The sequence below is a fragment of the Rubritalea sp. genome (assembly GCF_051252225.1).
Taxonomy (GTDB): domain Bacteria; phylum Verrucomicrobiota; class Verrucomicrobiia; order Verrucomicrobiales; family Akkermansiaceae; genus Rubritalea.
In genome coordinates this window covers 1-18,653 of record NZ_JBPOGE010000016.1, presented here as the reverse complement: position 1 = coordinate 18,653, position 18,653 = coordinate 1, and the positions used below count along the sequence as shown (strand labels likewise).

The following is an 18,653-nucleotide window of genomic DNA, read 5'->3' as shown; positions in this document are numbered from 1 at the left end:
GATGCCAGATTTAGAATTAGAGCTCGAAGCGATTGCCGAAGGCTACAAGGTTATTGTCGGTGTGGATGAAGCTGGGCGGGGGCCTCTTGCTGGCCCTGTGTCTGCTGCGGCTGTCATTTTACCAGCGGACTACACACATCCATTGTTAGATGATTCGAAAAAACTCTCAGAGAAAAAGCGTGAATTGATCTATGCCGATCTCATGGCTGATGAACGGATTATATGGGGACATTCCTACGCTGATGTTGATGAAATCGATTCTATCAATATCCTCAAAGCAACGCATGCTGCAATGGCGCGAGCAGTTGCGATGTTAGATGCTATTAGTCCATTCTGTTTGATCGATGGACTTGCTGTGCCGAATTTTCCATTCGCTTCGAAAGGTATAGTGAAGGGGGACGGTAAAAGCCTCTCCATAGCCGCAGCGAGTATCATCGCGAAAGTGAAGCGTGACCACATGATGGTTGCCTACGCTAAGCAGTTTCCTGGGTACGGATTTGAGAGACACAAGGGCTATGGCACCAAGGCGCATCTGGCTGCTCTACAAGAGCACGGGCCTATTGAAATCCACCGAAAGTCATTTGCTCCCGTGGCGCAGCTAATCTTAAACTTGTGATTGAGCATTGAGTCCGTTAGTATGACTGACTCGTGTTCTCGTTGTATTCCATTCTTCCAAGTCCCTTGCTGGATTTTCCTTTTCACTTTGAAGTGAAGGGTACGAAGCGCTCACACATTGAGGTGGGGGAACTGGGGGAGAAAATGGCGGCGACGTTCTTGCGAAGGCAACATGTGAAGGTGCTTTATCGAAACTACCGTGGACCAAAGGGAGGTGAGCTCGATGTGGTAGCGAGAGATCGCGATGTCCTAAGCTTCATCGAAGTCAAAACACGCAAGCGCAGAGCTGGCAGTCGACCGCTCGATGCGGTGAATGCGGAGAAGCAAGAGCTCATCGAGCGCGGAGCTCGATCATGGCTTAAGCTTCTACCTCATAATGACTTCCTCTGGCGCTTCGATGTCATGGAAGTGGTGTTAGAGGAAAATGAGTTACCTAAACTGTGTTGGGTGAAGGATGCTTTTTAAGGCATCACTGATTCAACAAGGTAGTGCGCTGAAGTGGCTAGCTTGATCTGTATTGAAGATCTTTGGCTTTCGGACCTTACCTGGAAGGCTTTGCGTAATAGCGTGAAGGCAAGACGCTGTATCCATCGTATTACACACCTCCCATGAGAGCACAGCACGAGTGTGCCAGTCCATCACGGAGTGACCTATAGGCGAAGGTATATCCGTGACATCAGTGCACCAGACTTCATCCGCAGCCCTCACAGGAGTGCCTCTGAGAAGCTAAAGGTGAATTTTGTGCGCCTTCCCACGCTTGCTGGTGTTAGACTTGAGAACCATTGCTTCAATTCCTAGCAATTTGATCAAACGAGACGTACTCGCTTCCTACCGACTTCATATCCTCTGTCCCTGAGTTAATGAATCAAGTTGCGCTGTCCCATGTGACAGTATTTGAAGTGGATTTCGTCAAGATGAAGCATGATCTTGTGGCTCACCTCACTAATCTCAGCTCTTTTGGTTTTTAGACGGTGGCGATTCAGCTCTAGCAACGGCGGATTGCTGCCTAATTGAAAGTGCATGCTTAGTATCAATCATAGCTTTTCGCTCACATCGATTCACAGCTGCTCGTACTTTTTTAGAAGGAAGTCTTCTCTAGCACGAGTTGGCCCACCTTACGCTCCATCTGAGCCTCTTTGACTTCGAGTTTTTTTTAACTCTTTCTTGGTGGTGTTAGAACTCTCAAAAAGCTCAACAATTCGATATTCTAACTCCTTTTTTCACTGATTAACCTGGGGCGGAGCTACATCATTGGCTTGGGCTAAGTCGTTAACTGAGCGAATACCTTTAAGGGCTTCACTGGCGATACGAGCCTTAAATTCAGCACTAAGGTGTCTTTTTAACGTTTCATTTCTCTGTATTTCGGTGATTAAGCCACCGACGAAAAGTCAGATATTTCAAAACGCTATTGGCTCCGTTTCACGGGACCACTTCTATTAAAGGAATGAGAGTAACAAAGGTAATAGAGAATACCCTAACTCCATTTTTAAAATTTAACTAGAAAACAGTTTTTATCTCAAACATATTTCAAAAGATTTTTTAGCTAATCACATCTAGACCTTCGAGTGGCTCAAAATACCTTTACTTGGAGGTTTTTACGCTAGCAAACCTGTTGGTAGATATCTAACTAAATAGTGTTATTGATGTAGTAAGATACTAGAGATCGGACTCTTGACTAATTATGTCTAATCACTCTGATTACTTGGTGTCAGGATCAAGGGTGTGCCATTTGATATCTGCAGAGCGCTTAGAAATATCGAGTTTTACCGTAGCGTGTTCAAATTCGCGGGTATAGGTGTAACCGTTTTTCATAGCTGGACCTTTTGGGGCTCCTAGTGGACGATCATATTCAGGGAACCAGCGCATCCAGTTTTCGTTTTCGTTAGCAGAGTATCCTTCGTGAGGTCGGAAGTAGCTGTACTCTTCCGCACAGATCAGGAAAATTCCGAGCGGGTAGGAGAAAGCTGCTTGAGCCTCTTCAAAGGAGTCTATAAAGCCGTGAGCTTCATCAATTCCCATATGGCTTGAGTTACCCTGACCTTTCAGACCAGCAGTGAAGGCGATGATTTTTCCCTGGCGAGCAGCTTTCTGAATAGTATCGATACCTTTGGCAACATATTCCTCGTAGCTCATTTTACCAACATTGTGGAAAAACCCTTCCAAATAGGAACCATTGAAGTAATCTATATATTCGAGTCCTCCTTCAGTAAATCGAGCGCGAAGGATGTTTGCTATCATCAGCTTGTCTTGGCCGATGGCTTCACGAGTTTGTTTCATCATAAGATGGTAACCAGCCATCGTCTCCTTTTTCTTTACTACTCCAATTTGGCGAGCGAGGTAGCCCGTTTCAAGTGCCTTGATATTACCGTCGAGAAATACTCCATCGATGGCGGTGTCCGAGGTCATTGTCTTGCAGGCTTGAACCCACCAGTCGCGTAGAACGGGGTTGGAGAGGTCATAGGCTTTTACTTTGCTGCGGACGAGCTTGGTGTTGCCATTTTTGTCTTCAAGAAAAGCGCCGGAGACACTTTCGAGTTCCTTATCGGCAGCATAGCCACCGTAGTGAACTATGACATTGCGGTAATAGAGAATCTTAGTTTTTGGGTTAGCCTGTTTAAGTTTTCGGGCGGATACCAAAGTACCTGCTTCGATGGATCCATGGTCTTTGTGACCATTTGCTTTTTCGAATGTGACCAGTGGGAGCTTCGCCATGAATTCGATCTCTTTATCGGTATAGGAGGTCTCTTTTCGGATATGCATGTAAAGTGGAATTCGGTTCCAAGAGAACTCTGGGTACATACTCTGATCAACTTTACTTTTGGCCACTTCTGTTGCACATGAGAGTTTAGTAGTTCCTAATAGAGTACTTAAGGCCACGATACTACAGAGAAAGGTTCTTATATTCATACTGGAAGCTTTGTTCATGTATTCTAGTAATGATAATCTTCTGAAGATCTTGCGAAAATAGTTAAATTTCACATGAATCGACAGCTGTGGATAGAGTGAATTGATAGTCCATCAGTGGTGGAATGAACGCTATTATAGTGAGCGGGTAGAGGTGAGGAGGTGCCGTTTTTTAATGATACAGATGTAAATTGGGTGGATCTCCCCATAGATTAGATCCCTAGAAATCAGTATATATAGAGGTGTCAGCAAGGCCGTCAGTGTCTCCACAAGGGATAAAAGACAAACCAAACCCATCACTATTATGATTCAAGATATTCAACTAGGCAGTTCTACCCATGTGGTAAATTCGAGTGTATCAAATAAAGGCAAAAGTGCGGGGGCTGCAATGGGGGTGCGAACGCGTTTAATTAGAAAATCAAAGCCGAATTCTAAAGCCAACTTACCTAATTTAGAAGTTTGTGATCAAGTAGCTCTTCTGAATATTTTTGGAGCGACAGCGTCATCTCATCAGACAATTACTGAGAAAAAAGATACCGTATTTAACCAGATTTCTGGGTTAATTAACTCTGATGCATGGTTTTGGTGCCGAGTGAGCGATTCCAATGTAGTCGAAGGCTCAGAGTGTACGAACTACGACGGTGGCGGGAGTTTAGCTCAGTATGTTCAGTCCATGTTGCATTCAAATATCTTGCAGATGTTTTTGGCTCAAGAAGTTGGTAATCAGCGTACAATGATCATCAACGACGGAGGTCCTTTCTCATGCATTTATTCTATACGTATGATGAAAGATGGGACTACAAGTCTTTTCGTATCATTCCGAACAATGGCAAACGAAGCATTTGCGGAACGTGACAGCCTTCTACTTAATGCCACTTTGGACTACTTACCTTTAGCTCACGAGTACATACATGATGCCAAGAAACTTTCGCTTACGCCCAAAATGCAGCTTGTCTTGAAGTCTCTAAAAGAGGGGCACTCAAGAAAACAAATTGCTGATCAGTTGATGATTAGTGTGAATACCGTATCAGCCTACGTGAGAGATATATATCGTGAGTACGATGTTCATTCCCACGCTGAGCTTATTAGGTACTTTCATGATCTAGACTAACAAATTCAACGTGTTGCGGCGAGGATCCCTGCAGATCACCCTCTCTAAAGAGAGTTTTTTGCTGGAATGTCCCTCTATCTCCATGAGTGAACTGCTTCACATGGATTTGAGTTTAGCTGGATCTTTAAATTTTTGAGCTTTTGATTGCTTGTAGCAAGCGTAGTTCAGCTATAAGATCTGGGCATGAAGTTTTTTGTTAGTTCTCTAATAGTTGCTACTTTAGCTAGCTGTTCTAGCCATAGTGACTCGGACCTAACGGAACCAGTGGTGTCAGCTCAGTCGGCGACAGAAGAGTTTACTCAGCTGGACATAAAAAAAGAGGAACAGGGCTTTGATGAAAGTTTAATTACGAAAGTAGAAGTAGAACGTGTTTTTGAACTTAGGGAGTCGGGGAAAGTTTATTTGATTGATACGCGACCTTCATTGTTCTTCCTCCGTGGGCACATTTTTGGCGCTGAGAGTCTGCCACTCAAGCACTTCGATACAATGTATTTGGAGAAAGAGAGTGAAATCAAACAAGCTGTTTCGGAGGGTAAGAAAATTGTTATTTACTGTGCTAGTGAGAAGTGTCCGGATTCGTATGAAATGGCGACGCGCTTTGCTAAAAAAGGCATAAGTTCAAGCGTCTTCAAAGGTGGCTGGAGTCTCTGGAAGCAGACAGGCTTAGAGTAATGTTAACGCATTATAAAGAGACTGCTGCAGATCTAGCTTATCAGCTCAAGGATACTCTTGTTGACCACGAGGCATTTGAGACACTATTAAAACCGTGTACCTTAGAAAGGTGCTCAGCCACGTGTTGTTATGATGGTGTCTATCTTTCTGATGAAGAAGCACAAGGCGTCGAATGGCTTGTCGAAAATGAGCGAAGTCGACTATTAGGCTTTGGTTTAAATTTACCTAATCAGGTCGTGGATGTTGTAAGAAATGGCTTGTCGAAAAAGACTGCTGTTAGACCTGCAGAAGTAGGAGAACTGGCAGTGGATTTCCCTAGCCACTTTAACAAGACCCGCTGTGTCTTTCTTGACTCTATGGGGCGCTGTGGAATCCAGCGTTTATCCATGGAAGACGAACTAGGGGATTGGTATCTTAAGCCTCTTACTTGTTGGATTCACCCGATAGTTATACTGCCCGCTGGAAGAGATCGTTCACGCTCTTTAATCACCTTGGTGTCTGCCCAAAATGATCCTCAGAAAACAGAGGATTATCCCGGCTTCGCTTCGTGTACGCACTGTGGACGGGAGGAGGATGGTGGACAACCAGCGTGGAAGGTCTTAGAAAAGGAGCTGCGTGCGTTAGGTGAACTTTCAGGCCGAGATATATATGGCGAGCTGAGTGCTCCAACGATCGATTATTGATAAATGCGCGTCACGCGAGGAGTGATTCCAGTGAGCACTTCCCATGGGATTAGACCCGCTCTATGAGAAATTTCAGATACAAGAATAGTAGAACCGAAGAGTTCCACTTCATCACCTGATTCGCACTCAGGAAGAGCGCTGACATCTACCATGATCTGGTCCATCGTCACGCGACCTAACAGTGGGCAACGCATGCCTCTGATGACAACCTCAGCACCCTTACCTGAGAGCGCGCGCGGGTATCCATCGCCGTATCCGGCTCCAATCGTAGCTACACGTGTGTCCCGTTTGAGAATAGTATCTCGACCATAAGAAATGCCGTGGCCAGCTGGAAGTGTTCTAACGAGTGAGACTCGAGACTTCAGCGTCATTACAGGCTGGAGCTTGTCTTGATATTTCGGAAGAGGTGAAATGCCGTAAAGCATGAGGCCGGGACGAACAAGGTTTGTCACTGATGATTCATAATCCAACAAGCCCGCAGAATTTGAGAGGTGTAGGTATTTCAGATCACAACCAAGGACTGAGGACTCGAACTGGGAAAACTGCTGAAGCGTGAATTCGCGATCTTCGTCAGCACTTGGTAAGTGTGAACCAATTCCTACTAGAGTAAGGTTTGGGAGTTGTTTGATCTTTTCAATGGCTGATGAGAGAGATCCTGCAAGGAAACCTCCACGACCCATACCAGTGTCCAGCGTGATGTGAACTTCTAGAGGAGGGTGGCCAGCATTGAGTGAGTTAAAATGTTGAGCTTCTTCTATGGTGGAAACAGAGGCAACCCAGCGTTGTTCAATGATCTCCTGGCGTTCAGCTGGGAATGTGGGACCTAAGAGGTAGATGGGGGTTATGATCCCAGATTCTTTAAGCTTTCTGGCTTCTATCACACTCGCGACTCCAAAGTACGCTAGATGTTCCGCATCGAGCGCTTGGGCAATTTGCTGTATGCCGTGACCATATCCACCCGCCTTTAATACCGCCATGACATGTTGACCAGAATGTTGGCGAGCGAAGTCTAGGTTGTGTTGTAATGCGCTGAGATTGATTTCTGCCCATGTACGCGGAGGTGATATAGTTTCTTTATTCAAGCTAAGTCTCATTCAATGTCTCATCGGCGTGACTGAAAAGATCAATGTGACAAATTTTGAGTTTTCTTGCCTAGGAGCCATCGTAACGGTTAAGAATAGAGCATGCAGGATTACGAGAAGTTAGGTTCATTTTATTTAGGTCGTGAATACGAGCTTAAAGGCAAGCAACTTCAAGATGAACCTGTGCTTTATGATTCTAAAGACTTGGTGACGCACGGGGTGGTTCTAGGAATGACAGGGTCAGGTAAAACTGGACTCTGTCTGAGTTTGTTAGAAGAAGCAGCGATGGATAATATCCCAGCTATTGTGATTGACCCCAAAGGAGATATTGCAAACTTGATGCTCACATTTCCTGATTTTAAAGGGAGCGACTTCCGTCCTTGGATCAATGAAGATGACGCCCTAAAAAAAGGTTTAGAGCCAGATGCTTATGCGGAGAAAACTGCGAAGACATGGAAGAAAGGAATTGAGGATTGGGGGCAGTCTTCAGAACGCGTGAAAGCATTCAAAGAGAATGTAGATATCAATGTGTTCACTCCTGGCAGCAAAGCGGGGATTCCCGTGTCTATATTAGGAGCTATGCAGGCGCCGCCCTTTGAGGTGTTGGATGATGGGGAGTTGTTAGGCGATTATATTGAGAGTTCTGTGAGCTCAATGCTTGCATTGATAGGAATTCAAAAAGACCCAAAACAAAGCCATGAGGCCGTGTTGTTAGGCTCGATTTTTGCTCATTATTGGCAAAAGGAAAAAGACCTTAGCATTGAGAGTCTGATTCACGCCATTCAGAAACCACCTTTCGATAAGGTCGGCGTGATCGATTTGGAATCTTATTACCCGCAGAATGACCGTCAGGATTTAGCGATCCAGTTCAATAACCTTTTAGCGTCTCCAGGCTTCAGCACCTGGCTTGAAGGACCAAGTCTAGATATTCAAAAATTCCTATATCAAGACAACGGTAAGGCGCGTATTTCTATCTTTTCGATTGCTCACCTGAGTGACAGTGAAAGGATGTTCTTTGTCAGTACCTTATTGAACAGAATGTTAGCTTGGATGCGCACGCAGAGTGGTACGACTAGCCTCCGAGCCTTGCTGTATATGGATGAAATTTATGGCTATCTTCCTCCAACAGCAAACCCAGCGAGTAAGAAACCGCTGATGACTATTTTGAAGCAAGGCCGCGCATTTGGGCTTGGCGCCTTGCTAGCGACCCAGAATCCTGTCGATCTTGATTACAAGGCTCTCTCTAACATTGGGACATGGTGGTTGGGCCGATTACAAACTGAACGTGATAAAATGCGGGTGCTAGATGGCTTGCAAGGAGCCGCGGCGAGCCAAGAAGGGGGCTTTGACCGAAAATCTATGGAAGAGCTATTAGCGGGACTTGGAAGTCGTGTTTTCTTGATGAATAATGTGCACGAAGATAACCCTGTCGTTTTCCACGTGCGCTGGGTGATGAGTTACCTTTGTGGTCCTCTAACCAAACGTCAGGTAAAAAAACTGATGGATACTAAGCGCGATGCTTGGCTGGGGAATGTAAAAAGTTCTTCGAGTAATCCGATGGCTTTACCTAGTACAGCTGAGAGCAATAGTGCTACCATTCGACCAGTTGTAGGGAATGGCGTCAGCGAGTATTTTGCACCAACAAAAGGCGATGTTTATCAGCCTGCGCTTTTACGTGAAGCAACCGTGTATTTCAGTAATGCGAAAACCGGCGTGAATTGCTCGCGTGTGGTTCGATTTGTGAATCCTGTGTTGGAGAATGGAATCGATTGGTCCGCCAATTTGGAGTGTTCGATAGAGTTGGATGATTTAGCGACAGAGCCTGAAGAAGGCACCGGATTCGCGGAGTTACCAGGATTCGCGATGAATGCAAAAAATTATAAAGCGGTGGAAAAAGAGTTCATCGATTGGGTTTATAGAAACGAGAAAGTGGAGGTTTTTTATGCTCCATTGGTGAAAGAGTATTCTAAATTTGGAGAGAGTGAAGGTTCCTTCCGTTCGCGTCTTGGCCAAAGTGTGCGAGAAGAGCGCGATGAAGCGGTAGAAAAAATCCGTGATAAAATGCGGAGTAAGCTGCGCACTAAAGAAGGGCAGCTCCAGCGAGCTCTTGCCGCGGTAGATCGTGAGAAGTCGCAGGCCCAAAATGCGCAAATCAGTGCTGGAGCATCAGTGTTGAGTACCATTTTTGGGGCTTTATTAGGCTCAAGAAAGCTTGGAAGTACTGCGTTACGTAAAGGAGCAACTTCAGCTCGGTCGGCATCACGCGCAGTTCAGCAGACACGCGATGTCGCACGGGCTAAGGAGAAGGTGGATGACTTACGTGAGTTGATCGAAGAAATGGAAGCGGAACTAGCTGAGGATATTGCTGAGCTTTCTGAACGCTTTGATCCCGTAACGATTGAACTCGAAAACGTGCAGGTGAAGCCGTACAAAAAAGATATTAATGTCGACGCTGTGGGGCTCTTGTGGATTGCTCAATAGACTCGAATTGCGAATCTTTTTAACTTCTGGGTTGTTTCTCAGGCGGCTCTTGGCATTTTTCTCGTGATGCCAAAAATTGCGATATTACCGGATGTCCTCGCCAGCCAAGTAGCGGCGGGTGAAGTAGTGGAACGTCCAGCCAGTGTCGTAAAAGAAATGGTGGAGAATTCGATCGATGCTGGGGCGAAGCATATCGAAGTAGAGATTCAGAAAGGTGGAGCGAGTCTGATTAAAATTACTGATGATGGTTCCGGCATGGGGAAGGAAGACGCATTGATGTGTCTAGAGCGGCATGCAACGAGTAAGTTAAAAACTTCTTCTCAGCTTTCAGCTATTACGACCATGGGGTTTCGTGGAGAAGCCGTTCCAAGTATCGCATCGGTTTCTAAGTTTAGGTTAAGCACGCGCGAACACGATGCCGTAGAAGGAACGGAAATCATCGTAGACGGTGGCATCGTTAAAGAGGTTAAGGTTGCGGGCCTACAGCCAGGTTCTGTATTTGAGATTCGCCAGCTCTTTTTTAATGTTCCAGCTCGGAGGAAGTTCATGCGGGCTGAGTCGACAGAAAGTGCGCACGTAGAGCATCAGGTGAAGCTGCACGCATTGGCGTGGCCGGCGGTGCGCTTCACAATGCGAAAAGACACGCGCACCTTGTTCGATCTGCCGGGCACGAATGATAAGCGCATGCGAATCGCTGGATTGGCGGGAGCTGAGGCTGGTCGTGCTTTGGTAGAAGTGCCGCTCACGGAGGAATCTGGCATGGAAGTGCATGGTTATGTGCTGCCACCTGAATTTGCACGCAAAGGAAAGCGCCAGCAGTTTGTTTTTTTAAATGGCAGGCCGATTGAAGATTCCGCAATTAGCCGAGCTCTCAAAGATGCTTTTAAAGGAGCCGTTTCTGATGGGCTCAATCCATCAGCTTGGCTTTGGATTGAAATGGATCCTAGGCTTGTCGATGTCAATGTCCACCCAGCGAAGAAGGAAGTACGTTTCCATAAGCCTTTAGAGGTCCGACACCTTGTATTTTCTGCAGTTGAGAATGCTCTCAGCGTAAAGGTTGAAGAGAAGGTGCTACGTGGTGTTCCTAAGATAGTTTCTAGGAAAGATGGTTCAGCTGTGCCTGTGCGCAAACCTTTTGAAAAGTCAGAAGAGAGCGTTGAATCGTTGGTTAAAAGCAATGCTCCAGAAAAGGCTCTCGTACCTAGGTCTACAATAGCAACGGTCTCTGCTGTGAAAGCGGTGGAGACCTTTCAAGCGCAAGCAAAACAAGAGGAGTTAGAAATTGAAAAGCAAGAGAAGGGGGCACCCGAGTTTCAGATTTTAGCCACTCTTCACGAACGATATCTATTGATGCAGGGTGAGGATGGTCTCGTCTTGTTAGAACCGAAAGCGGCACGTGAACGCATCGTGTATGAGGCATTTTTAGAGGGTGGAAGCAAAGAGTTGGAATCGCAGGGCTTATTAGTTCCTGAGTTGATCGAACTCGACTCGCGCGATCTCGATGTGGTCCTCACCAATATGGAGAATTTTACCGAGTCGGGGATTTCGATAGAACCCTTTGGCGGAACAACCTTGCAGGTGAGCAGCATGCCAGCGGTTTTGTCTGACAAAGACCCTCGAGCTTTCGTGATCACACTCATTGACGAACTTGTAGATACTGTCGGAGCCAAGAGAGGAAAGAACCTCGCATTTGAGCTTTTTGCCGAAAAGCTCGCAAAACGTGCCGCTTGGAACGAGGTCTGTAAGCGTAGTGGAGCAGAGCACTTGTTAGCTAGATTGTTTAAGTGCGACCTACCGTATTGTGCACCTGATGGCCGCCCAACTTTAATTCAGATTTCTCTCAAAGAACTGGAGCGTAAGTTCAGTTAGTTTTTTGATTCGAACGGGAGTGAATTACTCTCGTTATTTGGTAGAGTGATCGCTATAGAGTTGCGCATGGCAATTGAACGTCAAGAAACCAAACAGCGCATGAGCCGTATCGTGAAGCACAATGGCACCATCTATCTTTGTGGTCAGGTCTGCGCAGATGCGACTAAGGGGATCGAGGAGCAAACGCAGACGATGCTGGATAAGGTCGATGGTTTGTTGGTACAGGCTGGATCTGACCGTGAGCACATGCTTTCAGCGACAGTCTATCTGCGCGATATGAAAGACTTTGCAGCGATGAATGCGGTCTGGGATACGTGGGTTCCAGAAGGGTATGCTCCAGCTAGAGCCTGTGTAGAAGCACGTATGGCACGTCAGGAGCTTTTAGTAGAAGTATCTGTCGTCGCTGCTGAAAAGGTGTAGAAGGTTCAGTGAATTTCAAGAATTAGAAAGAGCGCACCGGGTTATTCCGTGTGCGCTTTTTTAGTGTTTAATAAGTGCCATAATGCGCACGAAATTAATCTAAGCTTGCTGCCGGTTAGGCTATTCCTATATATGACATCCCGCTTATTTTTGACTGATTGTTAACCACTAGCACACCAATGAGTTTCTTAATGTTAATGAACAAATGAAGGTGGAACTAAGAGTGAGTAGGCAACGATCTATCACTGAATCACATTAAGGAAATGCATATTACACGAAACAGCTACTTCACACTTCTTACTACTTCCATGCTTTTCACTATTAGTGCACAAGCTAAAGACTACTACGTTTCACCCAGTGCTAGTGAACAGGCAGCTGATGGCAGTGTAGAGCAGCCTTATGCGACGATCCCATCAGCCATGGAGGCTGTGAGAGCATTACGTAAATCAGGCTATTCTAAGCCAGTGACGGTTTACTTAGGTGAGGGAAGGCATCCACTCAATGAAACTCTAGTGTTAGGGGTAGCTGATGGTGCCCAAATTAAAGTCGAGGCTGTAAATCTCCCAAAGTATGGTGCGGGTGAAGTTAGCGACGCATGGTTGTCATTTAAGGCACAGCCTGGAGAGAATCCTGTGATAAGTGGTGGCGTTCCTGTGACAGGTTGGAGATTGTTAGAGGATACTCCTAAAGAATTGCCAGAGCAGGCGGAAGGGAAGGTTTGGGTAGCTAATATGCCGGAGGGAATGGAGCGATTCTATACCCTATATGATAGTGAGGGTCGGCTGAAGCGCGCTCGCAATTCTGGATTTGCTTACACGAAAGTGGGTAATAAGCGGACGCTGCATTTTCCGGAAGGAGCTTTGAAGGATTGGGACAACTTAGAAGATGTGGAAGTTCAGGTGAGGCCGGGTAGAGCTTGGGCGATCAATATGTTACCATTAAAGACTGTAGATGTGGAAAATGGGGTAGCGACGACTGGAGCTTCTGCGACCTACGAGATGGGACCATTACCGGGATATTTACATAAAGATGGTGAGCCAGTGGTGTGGGTGGAGAATATTTTAGAAGCTCTTGATGAAGCTGGTGAATGGGTGGTCAACACGAAGACTCGGAAGATTTACCTATGGCCACGGGAGCTCGCTGAGGATGGTTCCCCGAAGGGAATCTTAGCACCAACGACGACGGAGTTGATTCGCGTAGAAGGAGACATAGACTACGAAGGACCGACCGACATTCCTGTACGCGGGATTTCTTTTTCTGGTTTGACCTTTTCTCATGCTGATCGTTGGGCCTGGAAAAGTGATGAAGGACGAGTGGGCTGGGGCTTACAGCACGATTGGGATATGTTTGATCGACCGACTGCTCTATTACGCTTCCGCGGAGCAGAGGAGTGTGAGGTGAGTGATTGTATATTCACCGCTTCTGGTGGATCAGGAGTGCGTCTTGATCTCCATGCTCAACGGAATCGAGTGATAGATTCCGAATTTTCCCACCTAGGTGAAGCTGGGGTGTTGTTAGCTGGCTATGGGCCAGGAACGAAAGACGTGAATCACCACAATGAAGTCGTCAACAATCACATTCATCACTTTAGTGAGATCACCTGGCATTCACCAGGCTTGTGGGCTTGGCAAAGTGGTCACAATAAAATGTTGCACAACGATCTGCACCACAGTGGTTACGCTGCAGTTTGTATCACGACTAGGGTCGAGCCGAATAGGCCACTTAATGGAGAAGGTGGACGAACGATTCGCCAGCATGAAATCGATGAAGCGCTAAAGACAAGCGGGCGCGGTGGATATGAGAACTGGAAGGAGCGTGAAAAATATAATCATGCACGTCACAACCTTCTAGAATACAATGATATTTCACACTGTGTGCAACTGCTTTCAGATGGTAATGGTATCTATGTTTCTGGAACAGGTACGGGGAATATTATTCGCTACAACTACCTCCACGATAACTTAGCAACGCATTTCCCTGCGCCGATTCGATGCGACGACGATCAACATGAAACGCTTATTTATGGTAACATTCTTTATCACAATGGTGGGGTGTCTGCGGGAATCGCTACTAAGGGGGTGAATGATATCATCAACAATTTCATCGTCGATTCTACAATCGTCCCGAGAAGTGGTTACATTAGCTACGAGTGGGTACCGGTGAAGGGTTCCAAGGTGTATCACAATATCATCGTATCCCATCCTGATGGAGGCGTAGCCAACAATGAACGTCCACGCGGTGAGAATAATGGGGGCAACCCTCCACCAAAGTTGGTGGATACTGATATGGATGAGAACCTCTACTACAATCCAGCAGATCCAGATTGGATGGATGCGCATTTTGAAAAGATGCGAGCAGCTGGGAAGGAAGAAGCGAGTGTGGTTGGTGACCCAATGTTTGTGGATCTAACAGCCGGTGACTTCAGTTTCCGTCCAGGCAGTCCAGCAATCACGCTCGGTATAGAGCCGCTGAATATCTCTAAAATGGGGCGACTTAAGAAAGATCCCGCAGCGAAGTAAGTATAGTTATTACCGTTTTCTATAAATCACTCTAATGAAACACTTTTTCCATACTATCGCTCTCGTTTGCCTCGTGGCGCTCCCGAGTTTTGCTGAACAAGCGAAGCAACCTAACGTCATTATTGTGATTACCGATGACCAAGGTCATGGCGACTTGGGCTCGCGTGGGAATCCATACATAAAAACTCCGAACTTAGATAAGCTCCATGGCGAGTCGCTACGGTTTACGAATTTCCATGTATCTACCACCTGTGCACCGAGCCGCGGATCGCTGATGACTGGACGCCATTGCAACCGTTTGAATGTTTACCATACGATCACTGGTCGTTCCTTACTTTTTGAAGATGAGGTCGTTCTTCCTGAGGTCTTTGCTACAAATGGCTATACGACTGGTATGTTCGGTAAGTGGCATCTTGGCGACAACTACCCGTTCCGTCCTATGGACAGAGGTTTTCATGAAGTAGTGCGTCATGGCGGTGGCGGAATCGGCCAAGGCCCTGATTACTGGGGGAATGACTACTTTGACGACAGTTATTGGCACAATGGGAAGATGGAGTCGTATAAAGGCTATTGCACGGATGTATTTTTCGATGAAGCGATGCGCTTTATCGACGAGAATAAAGAGAAGCCGTTTTTCTGTTATCTTTCGACCAATGCTCCACACGCACCACTCAATGTGCCGAAGAAGTATTATGACATGTATAAAGACATTCCTGGTCTGCAGGACACAGTGAAGCGTTTCTATGGGATGGTCACCAATATCGATGACAACATGAAGCGTCTGGAAGACCAGTTAGAGACGCTAGGGCTGCGCGAAAATACTATTTTAATCTTCATGACCGACAATGGGGGGACGTGGGGGCGTCCTGGATTTGAAGGTGGATTAAAGGCTGGCAAGGGAAGTCCTTATGAAGGAGGACACAGAGTACCGTTTTTTGTGCGCTGGCCAGCAGGTGGAATTGGCGGGGGCCGTGATGACGATCGATTCGTAGCGCATGTCGATGTCTTACCGACTTTTGTGGATTTATTAGGTTTAGAGTTCACTGAGCAGAGGCCCTTAGATGGTGTTAGTTTTAAGAACTTGATGCTTGATGAAAATGCCGAATGGCCGAATCGAATTTTCTATATGGATACGCAGCGCATGCAGAACCTCATAAAGTATAAGGACTATGCGGTGATGGATCAGGATTGGCGTTTGGTGAACGGGAAGGAACTGTATAACGTCACTGAAGACTTAGCGCAGAAAAATAACGTGATTAAGGAATACCCTGAGGTAGCTGCTCGCTTGGCAGTAGGCTATGAGAACTGGTGGCAGTCGATCATGGATGAAGGCGTGGACGAGCGCTATGCTTACATCAAAGTCGGTTCTCCGCATGAAAATCCGAGTCGGATCAACGCGCACGACATGCTGACTGGGAAGCACGGTGGTTCATGGAGCCAGAATGGTGCGATTATCGGGTCACAAGCGGCAGGACGCTGGAAGATCGAATTTGTTGAAGATGGTCGGTATCGTATTTCTTTAAGACGCTTTCCACGTGAGAGCGGTTTAGGCATAAACGCGACATTTCCTAAGCAAGAACGCCGAGAAGAATTGCACCGGTTTAACGGGGCGAGCACGAAGTCTGACTTTAGTGAAGCCTATTTGTATGTGGCTAGTATCGAAGGAAAGAAGAAGATCTCAGCTGATCAAGATGAAGTAAATTTCGAAGGAAATGTCAGTGCTGGAAAGTATGATATGGAAGCTCAGTTGATCGACAAGGATGGGCGTGTTCATCCGGCGTACTACGTGTATATTGAAAAATTCTAAATTCGTTGTGATGAAAAAACTACTTACCTTGCTGTTCACCATCGTAGCGACAGGTTTTGCTACTGCCGCTGAGGCTTCGGCCGATTTTTATGTATCTGTTGTGGGTTCGGACGGCTGGTCGGGCACATTGGCTGAACCCAATGCAGAGGGGAATGATGGGCCGTTTGCTTCTTTGACTCGGGCTCGTGATGCTGTCCGTGAACTAAAAAAGCAAAAGACGAGTGACATTAAGGTGTTGATTCGGGATGGTGCTTATAAATTATCTGAAACAGTGGTCTTTGGTTTAGCTGATTCAGGCAGAGGTGCGGCAACAATTACTTACGCTGCCTATCCGGGTGAATCTCCAGTGTTCAGCTCTGGAGAGTTGATAGAAGGCTGGGAGAAAGTGGCGGGCAATTTACCAGGTCTACCAAAGGAAGCACAAGGTAAGGTGTGGGTAGCAGATACCTCTAAGCGTTTCCTGACACTATACGATCACGAGGGCATGCTCCCACGCGCCCAGTCGGAACGTTTTGCTGCTTTACCCGGAAGTAAGAGTACCCAGCTGGTCTATCCAGAGGGGAAATTGAAAAATTGGGCAAATGTTGAGGATGTAGAGATTCTCGTTCGTCCAACGCGTGATTGGGTGATGAACGTGTTACCCCTAGCATCGGTTGATGAAAAAAAAGGCATCGCTCATACCTCGGTGAAAGCGACCTATGCGATGAGTAAGCTAGGTGTTTGGTTAGAGAATGTTTTGGAAGAACTGGATGAACCTGGTGAATGGGTGCTCAACACGAAGCAACAGAAGGTTTACCTTTGGCCACGGAATCAATCTCAGATTGTGGCGCCTAGATTGATAGAACTGTTTCGCATAGAGGGTGAAATCGATAAACAAGGACCAAAGGATGTGCCTGTTCGTAATCTGCGATTCGAAGGGCTGACCTTTAAGCATGGAGATCGCTATACCTTAGCGAAAGATGATAAAGGAACCCAGCATGATTGGGATATGTTCGACAAGGCCAATGCGATGTTTCGTCTGCGTGGGGCGGAGTATTGTAAGATAGAGAAATGCCATTTCTTACACGGTGGTAGTAGCGCTATTCGTGTCGACCTTCATGGAATGCACAATGAAATTTCCAGCAACCATATCGAATACATGGGGGGTAACGGTATTTTCCTTTGTGGCTATGGACCAGGAACGAAGGACGTGAATAAAAAGAATATCGTCTTCAATAATGACATTCACCATGTTGGAGAGATCTATTGGCATTCCCCTGGTATCTTTGTTTGCCAGAGTGGGGAGAACCGCGTGGCAAATAACCTGATTCATCACACCAATTATTCGGGGATGATCGTGGCGGGTATCGTGACTCGATTTTTCGTGGAGCAAAATAAGCGGGAGTCGAGCAGCTCGATCCGTTGGCATGAAGTGAAAAACGTACCGAAGAATCCAGAATTAGAAGATATTCGTCCCTATATGCACTGCCGCAATAACATCATAGAACACAACGAAATTCATCATGTTATGCAGATACTAGGTGATGGTAATGGCATTTATATCCGTGGATGTGGCCCAGGAAATGTGATTCGAGGTAACTATGTACACCATCTAGTAGCCGCTACTCCAAAACAAAGCGCGATACGTACTGACGGGGGGCAGATGGATACCCTCATCGAGGGGAATCTCATGTATAAATGCAAGTCACAGGGGATGACACTGAAGCTAAATAATCGTTTCGATAATAACATCATAGCCGATGTCATTGTGCCGCGTGGAACCTACCTGAAAATAGTAGAAGGTCCGATGAAGGGGGCTAGCAACTTGCGAAACATATTTTATTCCTCAGATTCTGGCTGTAAATTTATTTCAGAGCCTGGAGCTGGAAAAGGGAATGTAGGCGAGGATAGTCGAGGTCGAGTGACCGCGCGTATGAAAGACATAGATTCAGATTACAATCTCTATTTCTGTAAGGCAGACCGTAAAATAGGAGAAGAAGTTCTCCAAAAACTTCAGAAGGATGGTGTGGATTCTCATAGCCGAGCGGTAGATCCCATGTTTCAGGATCCAGCCAATGGTGATTTCCGCTTTAAGCCAGGCTCACCAGCAATCAAGATGGGCATCAAGCCCTTTGATATGTCATTGGTAGGGCTTAGATCAGATGCGAAGTAAAATTGAGATTATACCAAACTGAGTTCCAAAAGAGACAAATGTGATTTTACTGAAGCATGGGGAATAGCGAGTTGCGGAAGAAGTGAAGGCTGGGCGCTATCCTGTTGAATCTGCGTTATTCCTCAGTCACGGTGCTCGTATCGCTCCTTCGTCACGCCTTGATTCACCAGGAAATCACTCCAGTATTAGTCTCTTTTGAATCGGGTTCTGTCGGGCTTCAGTCTGCTGAAAGCTAATTTTTGTTTTCATAGGGCTTTGAGTATGACTTTTCACTCACCTGCTTATTGGTGAGGTCGCAAAAGCTTTTAAAAGCCATTTTTGATGGTTTTTTGGGCGTT

At 46.3% G+C, this 18,653-nt stretch carries 14 protein-coding genes; 11 read left to right on the top strand and 3 right to left on the bottom strand.

The genetic code is table 11. From position 1 onward, the window contains the following. Position 1: 1 nt before the first annotated feature. Together ACSHX2_RS12520 and ACSHX2_RS12515 are read left to right on the top strand one after the other, a co-directional pair. Positions 2 to 616, top strand: a complete 615-nt coding sequence (locus ACSHX2_RS12520; protein WP_435693289.1) for a ribonuclease HII — start codon at positions 2 to 4, stop codon at positions 614 to 616. 65 nt (positions 617 to 681) lie between these two features. Then, positions 682 to 1,080 (top strand): YraN family protein, encoded by a 399-nt coding sequence (locus tag ACSHX2_RS12515; RefSeq protein WP_435693288.1) that lies wholly within the window; start codon positions 682 to 684, stop codon positions 1,078 to 1,080. Between the two features lie 12 nt (positions 1,081 to 1,092). On the opposite strand, the gene ACSHX2_RS12510 is transcribed toward ACSHX2_RS12515, so the two are convergent. Both ACSHX2_RS12510 and ACSHX2_RS12505 read right to left on the bottom strand, forming a co-directional pair. Further along, positions 1,093 to 1,323: a DDE-type integrase/transposase/recombinase gene (locus ACSHX2_RS12510; protein WP_435693287.1), complete on the bottom strand. Its 231-nt coding sequence runs from the start codon at positions 1,321 to 1,323 to the stop codon at positions 1,093 to 1,095. Between the two features lie 990 nt (positions 1,324 to 2,313). Then, positions 2,314 to 3,375, bottom strand: coding sequence for a putative glycoside hydrolase (locus tag ACSHX2_RS12505; protein ID WP_435693286.1), 1,062 nt, complete (start codon positions 3,373 to 3,375; stop codon positions 2,314 to 2,316). A 448-nt stretch (positions 3,376 to 3,823) separates the two neighbouring features. Here ACSHX2_RS12505 and ACSHX2_RS12500 point away from each other — a divergent pair, with 448 nt between their 5' ends. The 3 genes from ACSHX2_RS12500 (at position 3,824) to ACSHX2_RS12490 (ending at position 5,985) form a co-directional block, all read left to right on the top strand. Further along, positions 3,824 to 4,630, top strand: a complete 807-nt coding sequence (locus ACSHX2_RS12500) for a helix-turn-helix transcriptional regulator (RefSeq protein WP_435693285.1) — start codon at positions 3,824 to 3,826, stop codon at positions 4,628 to 4,630. A 183-nt stretch (positions 4,631 to 4,813) separates the two neighbouring features. Continuing rightward, complete coding sequence (locus ACSHX2_RS12495; protein WP_435693284.1) at positions 4,814 to 5,302, top strand: rhodanese-like domain-containing protein; 489 nt, start codon at positions 4,814 to 4,816, stop codon at positions 5,300 to 5,302. Continuing rightward, entirely contained in the window at positions 5,302 to 5,985 is a 684-nt protein-coding gene (locus ACSHX2_RS12490) for a hypothetical protein (RefSeq protein WP_435693283.1), read from the top strand. The genes ACSHX2_RS12495 and ACSHX2_RS12490 overlap by 1 nt, the downstream gene beginning before the upstream one ends. Here the strand turns inward: ACSHX2_RS12490 and alr are convergent. After that, positions 5,979 to 7,067, bottom strand: coding sequence for an alanine racemase (alr, locus tag ACSHX2_RS12485; protein WP_435693282.1), 1,089 nt, complete (start codon positions 7,065 to 7,067; stop codon positions 5,979 to 5,981). The two genes, ACSHX2_RS12490 and alr, sit on opposite strands and share 7 nt — an antisense overlap. Positions 7,068 to 7,169: 102 nt before the next feature. Here alr and ACSHX2_RS12480 point away from each other — a divergent pair, with 102 nt between their 5' ends. The 6 genes from ACSHX2_RS12480 to ACSHX2_RS12455 all read left to right on the top strand — a co-directional run bounded on the left by ACSHX2_RS12480 (position 7,170) and on the right by ACSHX2_RS12455 (position 18,315). Then, the gene (locus tag ACSHX2_RS12480) at positions 7,170 to 9,548 is read left to right on the top strand and encodes a helicase HerA domain-containing protein (protein WP_435693281.1); all 2,379 of its coding nucleotides are present in this window, start codon (positions 7,170 to 7,172) and stop codon (positions 9,546 to 9,548) included. Between the two features lie 66 nt (positions 9,549 to 9,614). Continuing rightward, complete coding sequence (mutL, locus tag ACSHX2_RS12475) at positions 9,615 to 11,417, top strand: DNA mismatch repair endonuclease MutL (RefSeq protein WP_435693337.1); 1,803 nt, start codon at positions 9,615 to 9,617, stop codon at positions 11,415 to 11,417. Positions 11,418 to 11,483: 66 nt separating this feature from the next. Then, the gene (locus ACSHX2_RS12470; protein WP_435693280.1) at positions 11,484 to 11,837 is read left to right on the top strand and encodes a RidA family protein; all 354 of its coding nucleotides are present in this window, start codon (positions 11,484 to 11,486) and stop codon (positions 11,835 to 11,837) included. Positions 11,838 to 12,100: 263 nt separating this feature from the next. Further along, on the top strand, positions 12,101 to 14,356 hold the full coding sequence (locus ACSHX2_RS12465; protein ID WP_435693279.1) for a right-handed parallel beta-helix repeat-containing protein: 2,256 nt from the start codon (positions 12,101 to 12,103) through the stop codon (positions 14,354 to 14,356). A gap of 34 nt (positions 14,357 to 14,390) precedes the next feature. Further along, positions 14,391 to 16,163, top strand: coding sequence for an arylsulfatase (locus ACSHX2_RS12460; RefSeq protein ID WP_435693278.1), 1,773 nt, complete (start codon positions 14,391 to 14,393; stop codon positions 16,161 to 16,163). Positions 16,164 to 16,173: 10 nt separating this feature from the next. Continuing rightward, positions 16,174 to 18,315 carry a right-handed parallel beta-helix repeat-containing protein gene (locus tag ACSHX2_RS12455; RefSeq protein ID WP_435693277.1) on the top strand — a complete coding sequence of 714 codons (2,142 nt, stop codon included), beginning with the start codon at positions 16,174 to 16,176 and terminating at the stop codon, positions 18,313 to 18,315. The last annotated feature ends 338 nt before the right edge of the window (positions 18,316 to 18,653 follow it).